This window comes from Corynebacterium sp. UMB8791, from assembly GCF_054166365.1.
Window position 1 is genome coordinate 14,313 of sequence record NZ_JBSZCG010000175.1, and the last position, 16,137, is coordinate 30,449.

The following is a 16,137-nucleotide window of genomic DNA, read 5'->3' on the forward strand; positions in this document are numbered from 1 at the left end:
CGATTCGTTAATTGTCCTGTAGGACATAATAGCGCGAACGTTCCAAAAATTCCCCTCCACGGGGTGACCTGTGTGTTTGCCCAGCGGGCCCCGGCAAGAGCCCGCACCGGGCCCCAATTTGAGACCTAGTTGCCGCGCAGCCGTTGTTGCGCCTTGCGTCCGGCTTTCTCGCCCTCGTCGGTGGGGAGGGAATCGGGGTCGATGCGGGCGGCGACGCCGTCGATGTCAAGGTCGACGTCAGTGCCGGCGTTGAGTGCGGACCGTTTCAGGCGGGCCAGTGCGATGGGGCCGTAGTCGGCGTCGTGGACGACGGTGCCGAGTGTGCCAACCGCGCGCCCGCCCGCCCGGATGGTTGCACCGATCTCTGGCTCGGTGGGTGCGGAGCCGTCGAGCTGCAGCATGACCATCAGGCGGGGGGAGCGGCCAATGTTTTCCACGCGCGCGACGGTCTCTTGTCCGCGGTAGCAGCCCTTCTCCAGGTGGACTGCGGCGATGCGGTCACCGCGGTTGATCAGGCGCGGGGCTTCGTGCGGGATGGTTTTTTCGTCGCAGTCGGCGCCGAGTTCGGGCTCGCCGGCCCGCACGCGCTCGGCGGTGAACGCCATCAGCCCGCCGAGCACGCCGCCGCGTTCCACCAGCGCATCGACGACCTCTTCGAGCCGGTCGCGTTCGACCGCGATGTCGAAGCGCGCGTGCGCGGTCCACGGGGACACCCGCCGGGAAAACGCCGTGCCGTCCATCGACGCGAGGGCTTCCGTGGCGTCGGCTGGGCCGATGAGCGTGAGGATCGCCAGGTCGGTGTCGGTGATGGTGACGTCGGACCAGAACACCATTTTGCGCAGGAACGCGGTGAAGGTTTCGTATTGCGCGGCTGGCAGGTCGAGGTAGAACGTGGCGCCGTCGTAGAAGACGTCGGCGTGGTGGAGGATCCTGCCCTGCGCGTCGAGGTCGAGGGCGGAGGCTGCGAAGCCGGAGGGGGCGTCGTCAAGCTTTTGTGAGAGGAGGTTGTTTAAGAACTCTGGTGCGTCGGGCCCCGCGACCGCGATGATGCGGCGCTGCGAGCGGTCGATGATGACGGGCTGGGTGTCCATGGCGCGTTGTTCGCCGAGCGGCTCCCCGTAGTGCCAGGCGACCCCCTTCGCGTCGAGCGGCGTCGTGCCCGCAAACTCTGCGGCGCCAGGGCGTTGCAAAAGTGGAGAAGAGTTCAACACATCCACCATCGTAGCGGGATACTATGAACGCATGGGTTCGTCGCACTTGTTACCAGCTCCAGTGATCTATCTTGTGGAACCGTTCGGCGGTTCTATTCGACGCCAAAACGCCAGCATGCCGCACGTGTTTTGGGACGACGCCGCCGTCACGCGTGGCGACGGCATCTTCGAAACCATCCTGATCCGGAAGGGGGTGCCCGCCAACCTTGAGGCCCACATTGAGCGTTTCCGGCGAAGCGCCCGCACACTCGACCTGCCGGACCCGGGGGTGGACCACTGGGTGAAGGCGACGAATGAGGCGGTGGCCGACTACGTGCGCGAGCGCGGCAGCGAGCCGGAGGAAGTGGACGCGCGCTGCGTGTGGACGATGACGCGCGGCCGCGAAACCACCGGGGTGCCCACAGCGTGGCTGACGGTGCGCCCCATCGACGAGACTGCCCTGAAGCAGCGCAAGAGCGGGGTGTCGGTGATGACGACCTCGCGTGGCTACTCCCTGGACACCGGTGAGCACGCAGTGCCGTGGATGCAGGTAGGCGCGAAGACCTTGAACTATGCGGCGAACATGGCTGCGCTGCGCTGGGCGAAGAGCCACGGGCACGACGACGTCATCTACATCGACCCCACCACCGAGCGCGTGCTGGAAGGTGCGAACTCGACGGTGATCGTGGTGAAGAAGGGCGGGCGGATCCGCACGCCGAAGCCGGGGCCGGGCATCCTGCCGGGCACGACGCAGGCCGCGCTGTTCGAGTACGCATCCGAGCGCGGCTGGAAGTGCAAGCAGAAAGACATCTACCTCAATGAGCTGTTCAAGGCTGAGTCGGTGTGGCTGGTGAGCTCCACGCGGATGGCGACGAGGGTGAAGCGCCTGAATGACAAAAAGCTCCCGGCCCCCGAGAACGCTCGGGAGATCCAGGAGCTGGTGCAGCAGGCGCTCGACGCGAGTCTTGGCCTGTAAAAGCCGGTAAACCCTAGTGCTTAGCCGGCGATGCGCTTGAGCTCGGCGGACATGTAGGGGACCATCTCGCCGTCGACGGCGCGCTCGTCAACCCAACCGAGGTTGTTGTTTGGCATCAGGCCGTAGACGCGCTTGCCGGGGCCGTGGTTCTCAGGGCCCGTTTCCGTCACGATGGTCGACGCGCTGGTCAGCTGCCATGCGCGCTCGTTGAGCAGCGTGCCGTACATGATCTCGGTGAGCCCGCGGGAGTTGGTGAGGGTGACCTCGATTTCGTCCTTCAGGGAAATGCGCCAGAAGCCGACCTCGCGCTGGTCCGCGCCGGTGGGCTTGCCGTCCTTGTCCAGGCGCCAGATGCGGGACTCGAAGCGGAGGTAATTCTCGCCGTCGTGGGAGATGACCAGCTGCTGGCCAAAGGCGTACTCGTCGCCGTTATCGTTGGCTTGGCCCTCGCCGTGCCACACGCCGACCAGCGGCAGAAGTGCTAAGAGGCCGTCGTGGAGGCTAGGGCCTTCACGCAGGTTTGCCGTGTCCGCTGGCAGGGGCATCTCATCAAACCCGAGGGCGGGGATGTTGCGGTGCGCGGTCGCCTTCGACTGTTCAGCGGCGAGGTTGACTGCTTCGTTTCCGTTTAGCTTTTCACTCATGCGTACCAGGCTACAACGTCCTACACCAGCGGTGCGAGGTCGGCAGCTTCCACGACGGTGTTGATGCGGTCGCGGGAAAATTCGATGGAGCCGCCGGAAAGTTGCACGTTGTCGGCCTGGCCGCCTAGCGGCAGGTCGCGGGTGTCCCTGTCCAGGGTGTACGCGTCGATGACGCGGTCGGTGAGGTCGGAGGGGACGTCGATAAGCTGGCTGGGCCGCATGCGGAACGTGGGGCCGTCGAGGCGCAGGGTGACCACGACTGTGGTGGGAATGTCCGTGCCGGGGACGGTGCCGGTCATGCGAGCTTCGCTCGCGGTGCCGCCGGAGGGCGAGATGTCGTAGGGATGCGCGATGTCGAGGTCGGTCATGCCGAGGAGCTGGCCGAACGCGACGCCGTCGAGGCGCACTGTGCGGCGTACAACGTCGGCCTGCGCGCCGGTGAGATCCGCGCGGCGCAGGCGTTGCCCGGCGCTCGCGGGCAGTTCCAGGTTGATCAGCTCCACCCCGGCGTTGCCCACGCCGACGCCCGCCACCGGCACGTCTACGGAGTGCAGGCTCACCCTTGACACAGCTCCGGTCACAGCAGCCAGCGCCACCGGGAACCCGGAGATGTAGGCCTCGGGGGCGACTTCGAGCCCGTTGAGCTGCGCGGCCTGCCTCGACAGCGTGCGCTCCACGCCGGAGGCAAACAGGGTGTCGGCGGTGCCACCGATGCACAGCACCGCAACGAGCCCGAGTGCGATCGACCGTTTCTTCACGTCTCTAGTTGTACACACACGCTAGCCTTGGGGCATGACGAACACTCGCTTTCACCCCCAACCGCTCACGCTGCCGGAACATCCGGAGACGGCCAAACAGGTCGAGGCGATGCTGCAGCGCGTCGCGGACTACGACGGCATCGCAGCCTTTTCCGAGCAGTTCCTCAACGGGCTTCACGACGCCCGCCTGGGCCACAACCACCTGGTAGTCAACCAAGGTGACGACGTTGTAGGAGTCGTGGGGTTCGCCCCGGACGGTTCGGCGGAGCTCGCGGTGGATCCGCAGTCGCGTGGTCAGGGGATGGGCCGCAGCCTTGTCGACGCCACCTTCGCCCACAACCCCGCCGCCGGCCTATGGGCCCACGGCAACCTGCCCGACGCCCACGAGGTTGCGCTGCTCCTCGGGCTCCGCCCGGTGCGCGAGCTGCTCGTGATGCGTCTGGACGAGGTGCGCGCTGAACCCGTGCAGCTGCCCGAGGGATACGAGGCGTTCAACCTCACCGAGGCGAGCGCAAAGTGGGGCCGTGGGGCCCTCGAAAAGGCGTGGCTGGAGGCCAACAACCAGGCGTTTTCCTGGCACCCGGAGCAAGGCGGCTGGGATATCGAGCGCCTGCACCGCGCGATGGAAGCGGAGTGGTTCGACCCAGCCGGGGTGTGGCTGCTCTACCGCGGCGAGGAGCTTGCGGGCTTCCACTGGACGAAGCGCCACCCGGACGGCACCGGAGAGGTCTACGTTGTCGGCTTGGCGGACGCCTTCCGCGGCCACGGCCTTGGCGGCGTATTGATGGAACTGGGGCTGGTTCACCTCGCGGAGCAGGGAAGCCCGGCCGTGATCCTCTACGTTGAGGCGGACAATGCCCCGGCCGTGAAGCGCTACGAGGAGCTTGGATTCCAGGTCGCGGAGCGCCACGTCGTATATAAAGCGGCGGGGGCAGCGGCGGGTGATTAAACCCAACCGTCACGCAACATTCATGTGAAGTTCACGAATAGGGGCCTTTAGTGTTCACCATCACGCTTTAGCGTTACTCCTCGAACATTAAAGGTCACTATTTCTTGGAAAGGTATTCCACGTGAATTTCAAAAATCAGCGTTCTGCAGCAGTATTCGGTGCATTGGCGGTAGCGTCGGCCGCGTTGGTTGCGTGTGGCAACGGTGCAGACAATGCGGCGGACACCTCCGCAACGGATACCCCCGGTTCCGATGCTGCAGTCGCAGGGGAGTACGAGCTTTCCGGCGAAACTGGGCAGCTGCTGGCGGAGGGCGCGTCTTCGCAGCAGAACGCGATGGACTACTTCCGTACCGTGTACGAGGCAGACGTTCCGGGGGCAACGCTTGCGTACAACCCGACCGGCTCCGGCGCTGGCGTGAAGCAGTTCCTGGATAACCAGGTGGTCTTCGCAGGCTCCGACTCGCCACTGAAGGAAGAGGAAGTCGCAAAGGCTGCGGAGCGCTGCGGTGGCAACGAGGCGTGGCACCTGCCGTTCGTGATTGGCCCTGTCGCGGTTGCATACAACCTGGAGGGCGTCGACGAGCTGACGCTGAGCGTCGACAACATCGTGGAGATCTTCCAGGGCGTCATCAAGAACTGGAATGACCCGAAGATTGCGGAGTCCAACCCGGGTGTGGAGCTGCCGGACCAGAAGATCAACGTCGTTTACCGCGCGGATGAGTCGGGTACCTCGGACAACTTCCAGAAGTTCCTGATCGCAGCGTCGGATGGCAAGTGGGAGTCGAAGGGCAAGGCGTTCCCGACGGAGGTTGGCTCCGGTGCGAACGGCTCCACGGGTGTCGCTGACCAGGTGGCAAACACCCCAGGCGCGATCACCTACGTTGAGGCGGGCTTCGCAGACAAGATTGCGAAGGTTGACTTCGGCAACGGCCCGGTTGAGCTGAACTCCACCACCGTGGGCAACGCGCTGGCACACATGAAGTTCTCCACGGAGGGCCACAACATGGTGGTGGACTCGGAGGCACTGTTCGCGTCGAAGGATGCGGATTCCTACCCGCTGATCCTGACCACCTACGAGATTGTGTGCTCGGCTGGCTACGATGCCGCAACCGCTGGCATGGTGCGTGACTTCCTGAACGTGGCGCTGGATTCGCAGGACAGCGAGCTGGAGTCCGAGGGCTTCATTCCGGTGTCGGGCGCGCACGCTGAGCGTCTCCGTGAGGCTATCAACGCGATTCAGTAACCATGGCTGCAGCTCACGTTGAGGCGCGCCCCCGGCGCCGAGCCGGGGACCGCGTCTTCGAGGGCGTATCGACGTCCTCTTCGGTTTTAATCACGCTCATCATTTCTGCGATTGGCGCATTCCTCCTGCTGGAGGCGTTGCCGCCCCTGCTGCGGAACGAAGGCGGCTTCCTCGGGTTCCTGACGTATTCGGGTCCGTGGGAGACGGCGAACTTAGACGCAATGCGTTTCGGTATCCCGAACTTGTTCTTCTCCACGGTGATGATTTCGCTCATCGCGTTGCTCATCGCGATGCCGGTCGCTCTGGGTGTGGCGTTGTTCCTCTCGAGCTTCGCGCCGAAGCGCATGGTGCGCCCGCTCGCGGTGCTGGTGGACTTGCTGGCGGCGGTGCCGTCGATCGTCTACGGCATCTGGGGCGCGAAGGTGCTGGGACCTGCACTGGGCAAGTTTTATGAGTGGGTGCATTCCTGGGGAGGCGACTTCTTCCTCTTCGCGCACTACCAAAACTCGCCGTCGTTCGCGACGGGCCGCAACATCCTGACCGGTGGCATCGTGCTGGCCATCATGATCTTGCCGATCATCGCAGCCACCGCGCGCGAGATCTTCACGCAGACGCCGCGCGGTCTCATCGAGTCTGCGATGGCGTTGGGTGCGACGCGCTGGGACGTGGTGCGGATGACGGTGCTGCCGTTCGGCAAGTCCGGCTTCGTGGCCGGTTCCATGCTGGGGCTGGGCCGCGCGCTGGGCGAGACGATGGCGCTGTACATGGTGGTCTCCCCGGCACCGCTGTTCCGCGGCTCGCTCTTCGACGGCGGCACCACCTTCGCAACCGCGATCGCGAATGCGTCCGCGGAGTTCAATAACCCGATTAGCGCTGGCGCCTACATTGCGGCGGGCTTGGTCCTGTTTGTGATTACGTTTGCGGTCAACGCTGCAGCGCGCGCGATTGTGAGGAGAAGTAAATGACAACAAAGCCTATGTCGCCATTTACCCCCGTGGCGAAGTCGCGCACGATCAAAAGCGCTGTGATGGGCACCCTCGTGGCTGCCACGATGGTGCTGGCGATGCTGCCGCTGCTGTGGCTGCTGGTCACGGTGGTCGGCCGCGGGTGGGACGCCATCAGCGACGTGTCCTGGTGGACCACCGACATGGTCGGTATCCGCGCCACCAAGGAGGGCGGCGGTGCGCTGCACGCGATTGTAGGAACGCTGGCGCAGACATTGGTGGCGTCGATAATTGCGATCCCGATTGGCGTGGCCACAGCGATCTACCTGGTGGAGTATGACAAGGGCGGGAAGCTGGGCAAGCTGACCACGTTCATGGTGGACATCCTGTCAGGTGTGCCGTCGATTGTTGCCGCGCTGTTCATCTACGCGCTGTGGATCACGGTGCTGGGGCAGGCGCGCTCCGGTTTCGCGGTCGCGCTGTCGCTGATCCTGCTGATGCTGCCCGTGGTGGTGCGCAATACGGAGGAGATGCTGCGCGTGGTACCGATGGATCTGCGCGAGGCGTCCTACGCCCTGGGCGTGCCGAAGTGGAAGACCATCGTGCGCGTCGTGGTGCCGACAGCCTTCTCCGGCATCACCACCGGCATCATGCTGGCGATTGCCCGCGTGATGGGCGAGTCCGCGCCGGTGCTGATCCTGGTTGGGTCCACGCCGATCGTGAACTGGGCCGGCATGTTTGGTCAGCCGCAGTCCTCGCTGCCGCTGTTCATGCTGGACATGTGGAAGGCAGGCGGCACGGGTGCGGCCGCCGACAGGCTGTGGGGCTCGGCCCTCACACTGCTCATCATTGTTGTTGTGCTCAACGCCCTCGCGCGGTTGATTGCCGCGAAGTTTTCAGTGAAGAAATAAGGATTACGTGCAATATGTCGAAGCTTCAGATGCGTGACGTCAACATTTACTACGGTGATTTTCACGCGGTGCAGGACGTCACCATGGAGATTCCCGCGCAGGCAGTCACTGCGTTCATCGGCCCTTCGGGCTGTGGCAAGTCAACCGTGCTGCGCACGCTCAACCGCATGCACGAGGTGATCCCGGGCGCCTCCGTGCAGGGCGAGATTATTCTGGACGGCCACAATATTTACGGCAAGGACGTGGACCCGGTGTCGGTGCGAAGCACCGTCGGCATGGTGTTCCAGAAGGCCAACCCGTTCCCGACGATGTCCATCGAGGACAACGTCGTGGCGGGCCTGCGCTTGGCAGGGGTGAAGAACAAGAAGGAGCTCAAGGACGTCGCGGAGCGCTCCCTGCGCGCGGCGAACCTGTGGGACGAGGTCAAGGACCGCCTGGACAAGCCGGGTGGCGGCCTTTCCGGTGGTCAGCAGCAGCGCCTCTGCATCGCGAGGGCCATCGCGGTGCGCCCCGAGGTCTTGCTTATGGACGAGCCCTGCTCCGCCCTCGACCCGATCTCGACCCTGGCCGTGGAGGAACTCATCCACGAGCTGAAGGAGAACTACACCATCGTGATCGTGACACACAACATGCAGCAGGCCGCGCGTGTGTCCGACAAGACGGCGTTCTTCTCCCTGGAAGCAACCGGTAAGCCTGGCCAGCTCATCGAGTTCGACGACACCACCACGATCTTCGAGAACCCGTCACGGCAGGAAACCGAAGACTACATCGCAGGCCGCTTCGGCTAGCCGCTACTTCTTGGCTCTGAACCGCCGCTCGATTGCCGCCAGCTTCGAGTGGCGGTCAAACGCGTCCTCGTCGCGCTGCTTCATGTACTCCTTCGGGTTTAGGCCCGTGACCAGGAAGACGACGCGGCCGGCGACGTTCACGCAGCGGTCCGCGTAGCGCTCGTAGTAGCGGGAGACGAGCGCCACGTCGACGGCCTCCCGCGCAGAGTGTTCCCAGGAGTCAGACGTTGTGATGGCGTTGAGGTAGTCGTGGAGGTCGTCGACACCTTCGTCGATTGCGTTGAGCTCAACGGCGACGTCCGCGTCAGGGTCGAGCAGCAGGTCGTGTGTGATGTTGACCATTTCGTCCACGCGGGCGGCCATCTCAGCGATCGGGGCGTGCTCCGTGTTCGGCAACACGGGGAAGGGGTGGCGCAGCCGCGCCAGCTTCGCAATGTGCTTCGCCATCGCGCCCATCCGCGAGAAGTTCTCCACGATATAGATAGAGGACAGCACCTGGCGCAGGTCTCCCGCCACCGGGTTCTCCAGCGCGAGCAGGCTCATGCTGCGCTCCTCGCAGCGCAGCTTCAACTCCTTGAGCGGGTCAGAGGCGTTGAGGGCATGCTCGGCGTCCTCGAGTGACTGCTCCAGCAGCGCCGTGGACGCCAGCTGCATGACTTCGCGCACGGTGTCGCACATCTGCAGCAGGTCGCGGTTGAAGGCTTCGAGGTGTTCACGGTAGGCGGTACGCATGCCCGCCATAGTAATAGGTACGGCCTTATCAACGAGGCTAGGGCTAGCCGCCGTTGTTCTCGATTTCCGCGCCCTCCGGCACGGTGGCGTCTTCCGGATCGTCGAGCCAGCCCTCAGGCAGCGCAACCTTGGAGGAAGAACCCTGGCGGCCGCGGGCGTCGTCGGCGTGCTCGGCGAGTTCTTCGGAGTCCGCGATGGTCGCCAGCAGCGCCCCGAGCTCATCGAGCGTTTCCACCCGGGCCAGGTCCTTGCGGAATTCGCCGCCAACCGGGAATCCGCGCAGGTACCAGCCGGTGTGCTTGCGGATGTCGCGGCAGGCCTGCTGCTCACCGACGTGCTCCGCGAGCAGTTCCGCGTGGCGGGCGATGATGCCGCTGACGCGCCCGAGCGTCGGCTCCGGCGGAATCGGCTCCCCGCGCAGCTGCGCGCCAATCTGGGCGAACAGCCACGGCCTGCCCAAGCACCCGCGGCCTACCTCCACGCCGTGGCAGCCGGTTTGCTCCATCATGTCGGTCGCATCCTTGGCAGCGAAGATGTCCCCGTTGCCGATCACCGGCAGCCCCGTGCCGCGCATGTGCTCAACCAGCCGGGCGATCTCATCCCAGTGCGCCGCCCCGGAGTAGCGCTCGGCGGCGGTACGCGCGTGCAGCGCCACGGCTGCCGCACCCTCCTCGGCGGCGATCCGGCCCGCGTCCATGTGCGTGTGGTGGTCGTCGTCAATGCCGATGCGGAACTTCACCGTAATTGGCACCCCCGAACCTTCCGCCGCGCGGACAGCCGCGGCCACGATGTTGCCGTACAGCCTGCGCTTATACGGGATGGCCGACCCGCCGCCGCGCCGGGTGACCTTGGGCACCGGGCAACCGAAGTTCATGTCCACATGGTCGGCGATGTTTTCCTCGACGATCATGCGCACCGCCTCGTACGTGTAGGCGGGGTCCACGGTGTAGAGCTGCATGGAGCGCGGCTGCTCCACATCGGCGAAGCGGATCATCCTGAGCGTTTTCTCGTTGCGCTCGACCATCGCGCGGGCGGTGATCATCTCGCAGACGTACAGCCCGGAGGTGGTGCCGGTGAGCTCCTGCTCAATTTCACGGCACAGCACGCGGAACGGCATGTTGGTCACGCCGGCCATCGGCGCGAGGAGGACGGGGGAGTTCAGCTCCAGGCCGCCGATGCTCAGATGTGGGTTCATAGTGCCCCCATTGTTCCCGTCACTGCCTGCGCAGTCCAATTCGGATGTCCTTTTTGTTTGTCGACGCCCGCTTCGCCCGGTAGGGGGTATCCAGTGAGGGTGACCTTTCTGGATGTTTGCGTAGTTTTCTGCCGTAAGACCTAAGTCACAATTATGGTGGTGTGATATCTGAATCATCAACACGAAGTGAGGTTTTTAATGAGCGAGCGTATCGCGAGTGACAAGCTGCGCGCCAAGGTCATGACTGCAGAGGAAGCTGCCCAGTTCGTGAACCATGGAGATAAGGTCGGTATCTCGGGATTCACCGGCGCTGGTTACCCGAAGGCAATGCCTGCTGCGATCGCAGCCAAGGCAACCGACGAGCATAACGCTGGCCGGGAGTACGCAATCGACCTGTTCACCGGCGCTTCGACGGCACCGGAGTGCGACGGTGTCCTGGCGGAAGCAAATGCGCTGCGCTACCGAATGCCGTACCAGTCTGACCCGCAGATGCGTAACAAGATCAACGCCGGCGAGATGAAGTTCCAGGACATCCACCTGTCCCACTCCGGCATGATGGTTGAGCAGGGTTTCTTCGGCGACGTGGACGTCGCGATCGTCGAGGCCGTCCGCATTACCGAGGAGGGCAACATCGTGCCTTCCTCGTCGGTCGGCAACTCCGTTGAGTACCTCAACGCTGCGAAGAAGATCATCATCGAGGTCAACGAGTGGCAGTCGCTGGACCTTGAAGGTATGCACGACATTTGGCTCGTGCCACCACTGCCGAACCGCATCCCGATCCCGATTACCAAGGCTGGCGACCGCATCGGTACCACCTACATCGAGATCGATCCGGAGAAGGTCGTCGCCGTCGTCAAGACCAACGCTGAGGACCGCAACGCGCCGTTCAAGGCTCCGGACGAGACCTCTGAGCGCATCGCCGCGAACTTCCTCGACTTCCTCGAGCACGAGGTGCGCCACGGCCGCCTCACCTACGACGGCTACGTTATGCAGTCCGGCGTGGGCAACGTGCCGAACGCTGTGATGGCGGGCCTGATGGACTCGAAGTTTGAGAACATCCAGGCGTACACCGAGGTTATCCAGGATGGCATGGTCGACCTTATCGACGCCGGCAAGATGTCCGTCGCATCCGCAACGTCCTTCTCGCTGTCCCCTGAGTACGCAGACAAGATGAACGCGGAAGCCAAGCGCTACCGCGAGTCCATCATCCTGCGCCCGCAGCAGATCTCGAACCACCCGGAGGTCATCCGCCGCACCGGCCTGATTGCCTCCAACGGCATGATTGAGGCGGACATTTACGGCAACGCGAACTCCACCCACATCAACGGCTCCCGCATCATGAACGCTCTGGGCGGCTCTGGCGACTTCACCCGCAACGCCTACATCTCCTCGTTCATCTCCCCGGCAACCGCGAAGGACGGAGCGATTTCCTCCATCGTCCCGATGGTCTCCCACGTGGACCACACCGAGCACGACGCGATGGTCTTCATCACCGAGTTCGGTGTAGCTGACCTGCGCGGCCTCGCTCCACGTGACCGTGTGGCCAAGATGATCGCGATCGCTCACCCCGACTACCGCCCACTGCTCGAGGAGTACGTGGAGCTGGCGTCGAAGAGCAAGTTCCAGCAGACGCCACACGATCTGCGTCATGCGTTCGACTTCCATACCCGCATCATGGAAACCGGCACGATGAAGAAGTAGCGCCAGCTACGACACCGCATCCGGGCCCGTCGGCGAGGCAGCAACCTCGATGCCGACGGGCCCGTCGACGTGTACGACCGCAATCACCGTGCGCTGCGGCAGCGCGCCGGGTAGCGGTTCGTGCAGCAGGACATCGAGGAGGTGCTCCGCGGCGTCGATCGAGAGGTGCTCGGTTGGTTCGTCGAGCAGCAGGATGGGGGCGTCGCTGACCAGGGCGCGGGCCAGCAGCAGTCGGCGGCGCTGCCCGGAGGACAGCGAGTCTGCGCCGTTAGCCAGCATGAAATCCAGGCCGAACTCGAAGCCGGTCGCCTCCAGTGCCTCCGCCATGCGGGCGTCGCTGGCGTCGCCGTTGGCAACCAGCAGGTTCTCCCGCACCGTCGTGGCGAACACCCATGCGTCCTCCGCGAACAGGCGCGCACCCTCCGCGATGGCCGCCGTCCCGCCGGCGACGGGCAGCAGGCCGGCGAGCGTTTCCAGCATCGTGGTCTTGCCGCAGCCGGAAGGCCCGCGCACCAGCATCCGCTGGCCGGGGGCAAGCTCGAAGTCCCATGCTTGGTCGCCGTAGACGGTGCGCAGCGCCTCCGCCCGCACGGCCACGCCGGTCTCCGGGTGGGGGAGGGGTCCGCCGCTGAGCTTCGTTGTCTCTTCGGCGCGGTCCGCGACCTCGCGCAGGCGGTGGGCACTGCGCTTCGCCTGGTCCGCGTGCACCGCAGCCCCCGCGAGTGGGCCGTGCGCCTCAAAGGCCGCCAGCGGCAGCATTACCAGCATGCCCAGCCACACCGGGTTGCCCGTATACGTCTCGACGGCCAACCACGTGATGAGCAGTGCGCAGATGCCCGTGGCCCACGCCTGGATTGCAGACGCGGTGGCCTCCGGGCGCGTGGATTGAGCCCACGCCTTGCTCGCATCCGCCGAGGCCTGCGCGGCTTGCTCTATCAGCGCGTCGCCCTTGCCAGCGACGGCGTACTCCACCCTGTCGTGCAGCACCGAGTCGAGCTGCAGCGTGAAAGCGTTTTCTGCCTCGACAAGGAAGGTGTTGCGCGAAGCGCGCGTCGCTAAGTAGGGGATGAGCAGGCCCGTGAGCGCGAACCCACCCGCCATGATCACCGCCGCAAGGGGGTGCAGCACCGCCGCGCCCACGATGGCTACCACCGTGAGCACCACGGCGACGCCACGCGGGACGAGCGTGCGCACGATGTAATCCGTCACGCGCTCCGTATCCGCCACCAGCAGCGCCTGGCCCTCGCCGCGGCCCACACGGCCGGCGGCCGCCTGGGCGTCGTACATGGTGGCGCGCAGCGTCGTCAGCGCGCGCAGGCCCAGCTTGTGCGCCACCAACCGGTCAAGGTAGCGGAACACCGCTCGCGAAATACCCAACGTGCGCACAGCCGTCACCGCCACCGAGAGGTCCAACACCGGCGGCATCTCCCACGCGCGCGTAATCAGCCAGCCGGACAGTACCGTCAGGCTCAGCGCCGCCAGAAGCGTGATCGCACCGGCGATGATCGGGCTGATCAGGTCGCGGGGACGCACCTGCGCGATGCGCAGCAAAAACTTCAAGTCACTCATACCTGCACCACCTGGTCCGCGGCGTCGAGTACCCGCTGGTCATGGGACGCAACCAGCACCGCAGCGCCCCGCTGCGCCAGCCCGCGCATCCTTCGTATCACTTCGTCAACTAACTCGGGGGAGAGGTGCGCGGTCGGCTCGTCCAACACGAACACGTCCGCATCCGCGGCGAACGTGCGCGCAATGCCGACGCGCTGTCGCTGGCCTGCGGAAATGCCGTCCCCATATGGGCCGACAGCATGTGCCTCGGACACGCCCACCAGGCTGACGTCCCCGCGCGCGCCGAACAGAGCCACGTTCGAGCCCACGGTCCCAGGCTCCATCGCCGGGGTCGCAGGCAGATACGCCACCTTCTTCTCGACGCCCACTTCGCCCCCAACCATTGCATCCGGCAACTGGCCCAGCACCGCCAACAGCGTGGTTGACTTACCAGAACCATTTGCGCCGGTCAGCACCGTGACCTGGCCGCGCGGGGCATCAAACGTCAGACCGTCCGGGCGTACGCCGTCGCGCCCACGCACGCTCAGGTTGCGTACCTGCACACCGGGTTCCTCGGCGATGTAGGAGCCGGTGGTGGCGGAGGGGGCGTCGAGAAGCTCGAGGACGCGCTCGGCAGCGCTCAGGCCGTCGGCTGCGGCGTGGTAGCTTGCGCCGACCCTACGGATCGGTGCGAAAACCTCCGGGACGATGATGAGCACCGTCAGCCCGGCCAGCAGCGTGATCGAACCGGTCACCAGCCGCAGGCCGATGCTCACCGCGACCAACGCCACCGACAGCGTCGCGATGAACTCCAATGCGAACGAGGACAGGAATGCCAGTCGTAGCACTCCCATCGTGGAGTCCGCGTGTTTTTGGCCCGTTTGGCGGATCTGCTGCGCAGGACGCTTCGTGGCGTGCAGAGCGCGCAGTGTCGGGGCACCTGCCAACAGGTCCGACAGTTGAGCTCCCAGCCCAGCTGTGACCTCGAGTCGGCGCTTGGTGTGATCCGCCGTCAACTTGCCGATCAGCACCATAAACATCGGAATCAACGGCAGCGTAATCAGGCAAAACACGCCAGAGATCCAGTCGAAGTAGAAGATGACGGCGACCACGATTGGGGTGCCGATGGCCGTCGAAAAGAGGGCAGGGAGGAACTCCGTGAGATATGGGCGGAAGTCCGTAATGCCGCGCGTGAGCACATGGCTCCACGTTGCCGAATCCTGCTCCACCGCGCGCGGGTCCTGCTTCGCCAACGCCCGCAGCGCCTTCGTCCGCAAGTCCTCTACAACGCCGCCGACCGCATCGGCGGACCAGCGCTGCGCTACCCACGACAACACGCCGTGGGCCACAACAACGCCAGCAAGCGCCAACAGCAACGAGGCACGCGGAACCGCGCGCTCCGTCACCGCCGACGCTGCGACAATCCCAATCAAAATACCCCGGGCCACCAGCAGCAACGTGTCTGTAGCTTGCGCAACGCCCGTGCGCACAATGAGTTGGCGCACGGGCGGAACGAGGCGAAGTAGCCGGGGGTCAATCGGCGAGGCCATAGCCTAGACCGACACCCTCTTCCGGAACGCCCAGTAGGTCCAAATCTGACCTGCCAGGACGATCGGGGTGAGGCACACAGCCGCCCACGTCATCACCTTCAAGGTGTACGGCGAGGAGGACGCGTTGCGGATATCCCAGCCAGCGAACAGGTCGCTTGTCGACGGCATCACGTCCGGGAATAGCGAACCGAAGAGAACGATCGCGCAGCAGATAATGGCAAACGCCGTCATCCAGAACGCCAATCCATCACGGTTGCCAGCGATGCCAACCACCGAAACGATCAGGCCGACCGCCGCGAGTGCCAGCGGGATCCAGGTCCAGCCAGCGCCCAGCGTGAGCTGGATCCACAGCAGGTACGCTGCGCCAACCACAATCGCCGGGCCAGCGATGAACTTCTTTGCAAACGCGTGCATCTCAGCACGCAGCGGATCGTGGGACTTAAACCCAAGGAACGTCGCACCGTGCAGCATGAACAGCAGCACGAACGCCACGCCGCCCAGCAGGCCGAGCGGGTTGAGCAGGCCAAGGAAGCCGTCATAGAAGGAGTCCAGGCGGCCCTGCTCGTTGAGCGGAACGCCCATCACGATGTTCGTGAAACCAACGCCCCACAGCAGCGTAGGCAGGTAGGAGCCAAACGCCGTGCCGGCGTCGCAAAGCCTGCGCCACTTCAGCGTGTCCACCTTGACTCGCCACTCCAAGCTCACGCCGCGGACAATCAGGCCCATAAGGATGAGCACCAGCGGCAGGTAAAAGCCGGAAAACAGCGTGGCGTACCACTCCGGGAACGCCGCGAAAATCGCCGCGCCGCCCGTAATGAGCCACACCTCGTTGCCGTCCCAGATCGGGCCAATCGTCCTGATCGCAGCCGTACGACGACGGTCGTTCTCGATCTCATCGCCCTTCATGAACGGCAACAACATGCCAACACCGAAGTCAAAGCCCTCCAACACGAAGTAGCCGGTGAAGAACACTCCGATGATCACAAACCAAAGCACTTGCAAGTCCAT

General features: G+C 64.8%; 15 protein-coding genes. 7 read left to right on the top strand and 8 right to left on the bottom strand.

Features of this window, described 5'->3' with window-relative positions; all coding sequences use genetic code 11:
- Positions 1-125: 125 nt before the first annotated feature.
- On the bottom strand, positions 126-1,211 hold the full coding sequence (gene ygfZ, locus ACXIUA_RS11360; protein WP_457976896.1) for a CAF17-like 4Fe-4S cluster assembly/insertion protein YgfZ: 1,086 nt from the start codon (positions 1,209-1,211) through the stop codon (positions 126-128).
- 31 nt (positions 1,212-1,242) lie between these two features.
- Here ygfZ and ACXIUA_RS11365 point away from each other — a divergent pair, with 31 nt between their 5' ends.
- Positions 1,243-2,166, top strand: coding sequence for an aminodeoxychorismate lyase (locus tag ACXIUA_RS11365; protein WP_070478072.1), 924 nt, complete (start codon positions 1,243-1,245; stop codon positions 2,164-2,166).
- Positions 2,167-2,186: 20 nt separating this feature from the next.
- On the opposite strand, the gene ACXIUA_RS11370 is transcribed toward ACXIUA_RS11365, so the two are convergent.
- Both ACXIUA_RS11370 and ACXIUA_RS11375 read right to left on the bottom strand, forming a co-directional pair.
- Positions 2,187-2,810 (bottom strand): heme-binding beta-barrel domain-containing protein, encoded by a 624-nt coding sequence (locus tag ACXIUA_RS11370; RefSeq protein ID WP_070478070.1) that lies wholly within the window; start codon positions 2,808-2,810, stop codon positions 2,187-2,189.
- A 20-nt stretch (positions 2,811-2,830) separates the two neighbouring features.
- On the bottom strand, positions 2,831-3,568 hold the full coding sequence (locus ACXIUA_RS11375; protein WP_457976897.1) for an LmeA family phospholipid-binding protein: 738 nt from the start codon (positions 3,566-3,568) through the stop codon (positions 2,831-2,833).
- 34 nt (positions 3,569-3,602) lie between these two features.
- Between ACXIUA_RS11375 and mshD the strand changes: the two genes are divergently transcribed.
- The 5 genes from mshD to pstB all read left to right on the top strand — a co-directional run bounded on the left by mshD (position 3,603) and on the right by pstB (position 8,403).
- Complete coding sequence (mshD, locus tag ACXIUA_RS11380; protein WP_457976898.1) at positions 3,603-4,517, top strand: mycothiol synthase; 915 nt, start codon at positions 3,603-3,605, stop codon at positions 4,515-4,517.
- 121 nt (positions 4,518-4,638) lie between these two features.
- Complete coding sequence (gene pstS, locus ACXIUA_RS11385; protein WP_070361948.1) at positions 4,639-5,760, top strand: phosphate ABC transporter substrate-binding protein PstS; 1,122 nt, start codon at positions 4,639-4,641, stop codon at positions 5,758-5,760.
- 2 nt (positions 5,761-5,762) lie between these two features.
- Positions 5,763-6,725 (top strand): phosphate ABC transporter permease subunit PstC, encoded by a 963-nt coding sequence (gene pstC / locus ACXIUA_RS11390; protein WP_070478064.1) that lies wholly within the window; start codon positions 5,763-5,765, stop codon positions 6,723-6,725.
- Positions 6,722-7,615 carry a phosphate ABC transporter permease PstA gene (gene pstA, locus ACXIUA_RS11395; protein WP_070361950.1) on the top strand — a complete coding sequence of 298 codons (894 nt, stop codon included), beginning with the start codon at positions 6,722-6,724 and terminating at the stop codon, positions 7,613-7,615. Before pstC ends, pstA begins: the two co-directional genes overlap by 4 nt.
- 14 nt (positions 7,616-7,629) lie before the next feature.
- Positions 7,630-8,403: a phosphate ABC transporter ATP-binding protein PstB gene (gene pstB, locus ACXIUA_RS11400; protein WP_070361951.1), complete on the top strand. Its 774-nt coding sequence runs from the start codon at positions 7,630-7,632 to the stop codon at positions 8,401-8,403.
- Positions 8,404-8,406: 3 nt separating this feature from the next.
- Here the strand turns inward: pstB and ACXIUA_RS11405 are convergent, their stop codons facing one another.
- Both ACXIUA_RS11405 and dusB read right to left on the bottom strand, forming a co-directional pair.
- A complete protein-coding gene (locus tag ACXIUA_RS11405) occupies positions 8,407-9,135 on the bottom strand; it encodes a phosphate signaling complex PhoU family protein (RefSeq protein WP_070363440.1) in 729 nt (242 codons plus the stop codon).
- Positions 9,136-9,178: 43 nt separating this feature from the next.
- Positions 9,179-10,330, bottom strand: coding sequence for a tRNA dihydrouridine synthase DusB (gene dusB, locus ACXIUA_RS11410; RefSeq protein WP_070478060.1), 1,152 nt, complete (start codon positions 10,328-10,330; stop codon positions 9,179-9,181).
- 198 nt (positions 10,331-10,528) lie between these two features.
- Here dusB and ACXIUA_RS11415 point away from each other — a divergent pair, with 198 nt between their 5' ends.
- Entirely contained in the window at positions 10,529-12,031 is a 1,503-nt protein-coding gene (locus ACXIUA_RS11415; protein ID WP_070361953.1) for an acetyl-CoA hydrolase/transferase family protein, read from the top strand.
- Between the two features lie 6 nt (positions 12,032-12,037).
- Here ACXIUA_RS11415 and cydC read toward each other — a convergent pair whose 3' ends face one another.
- From cydC to cydB, 3 genes are read right to left on the bottom strand one after another with little or no spacing between them, the layout of a single operon-like run.
- On the bottom strand, positions 12,038-13,600 hold the full coding sequence (gene cydC / locus ACXIUA_RS11420; protein WP_284805437.1) for a thiol reductant ABC exporter subunit CydC: 1,563 nt from the start codon (positions 13,598-13,600) through the stop codon (positions 12,038-12,040).
- Positions 13,597-15,129, bottom strand: a complete 1,533-nt coding sequence (locus tag ACXIUA_RS11425; RefSeq protein ID WP_284805436.1) for an ABC transporter ATP-binding protein/permease — start codon at positions 15,127-15,129, stop codon at positions 13,597-13,599. Before ACXIUA_RS11425 ends, cydC begins: the two co-directional genes overlap by 4 nt.
- A 3-nt stretch (positions 15,130-15,132) precedes the next feature.
- Positions 15,133-16,137: a cytochrome d ubiquinol oxidase subunit II gene (gene cydB, locus ACXIUA_RS11430; RefSeq protein ID WP_070361956.1), complete on the bottom strand. Its 1,005-nt coding sequence runs from the start codon at positions 16,135-16,137 to the stop codon at positions 15,133-15,135.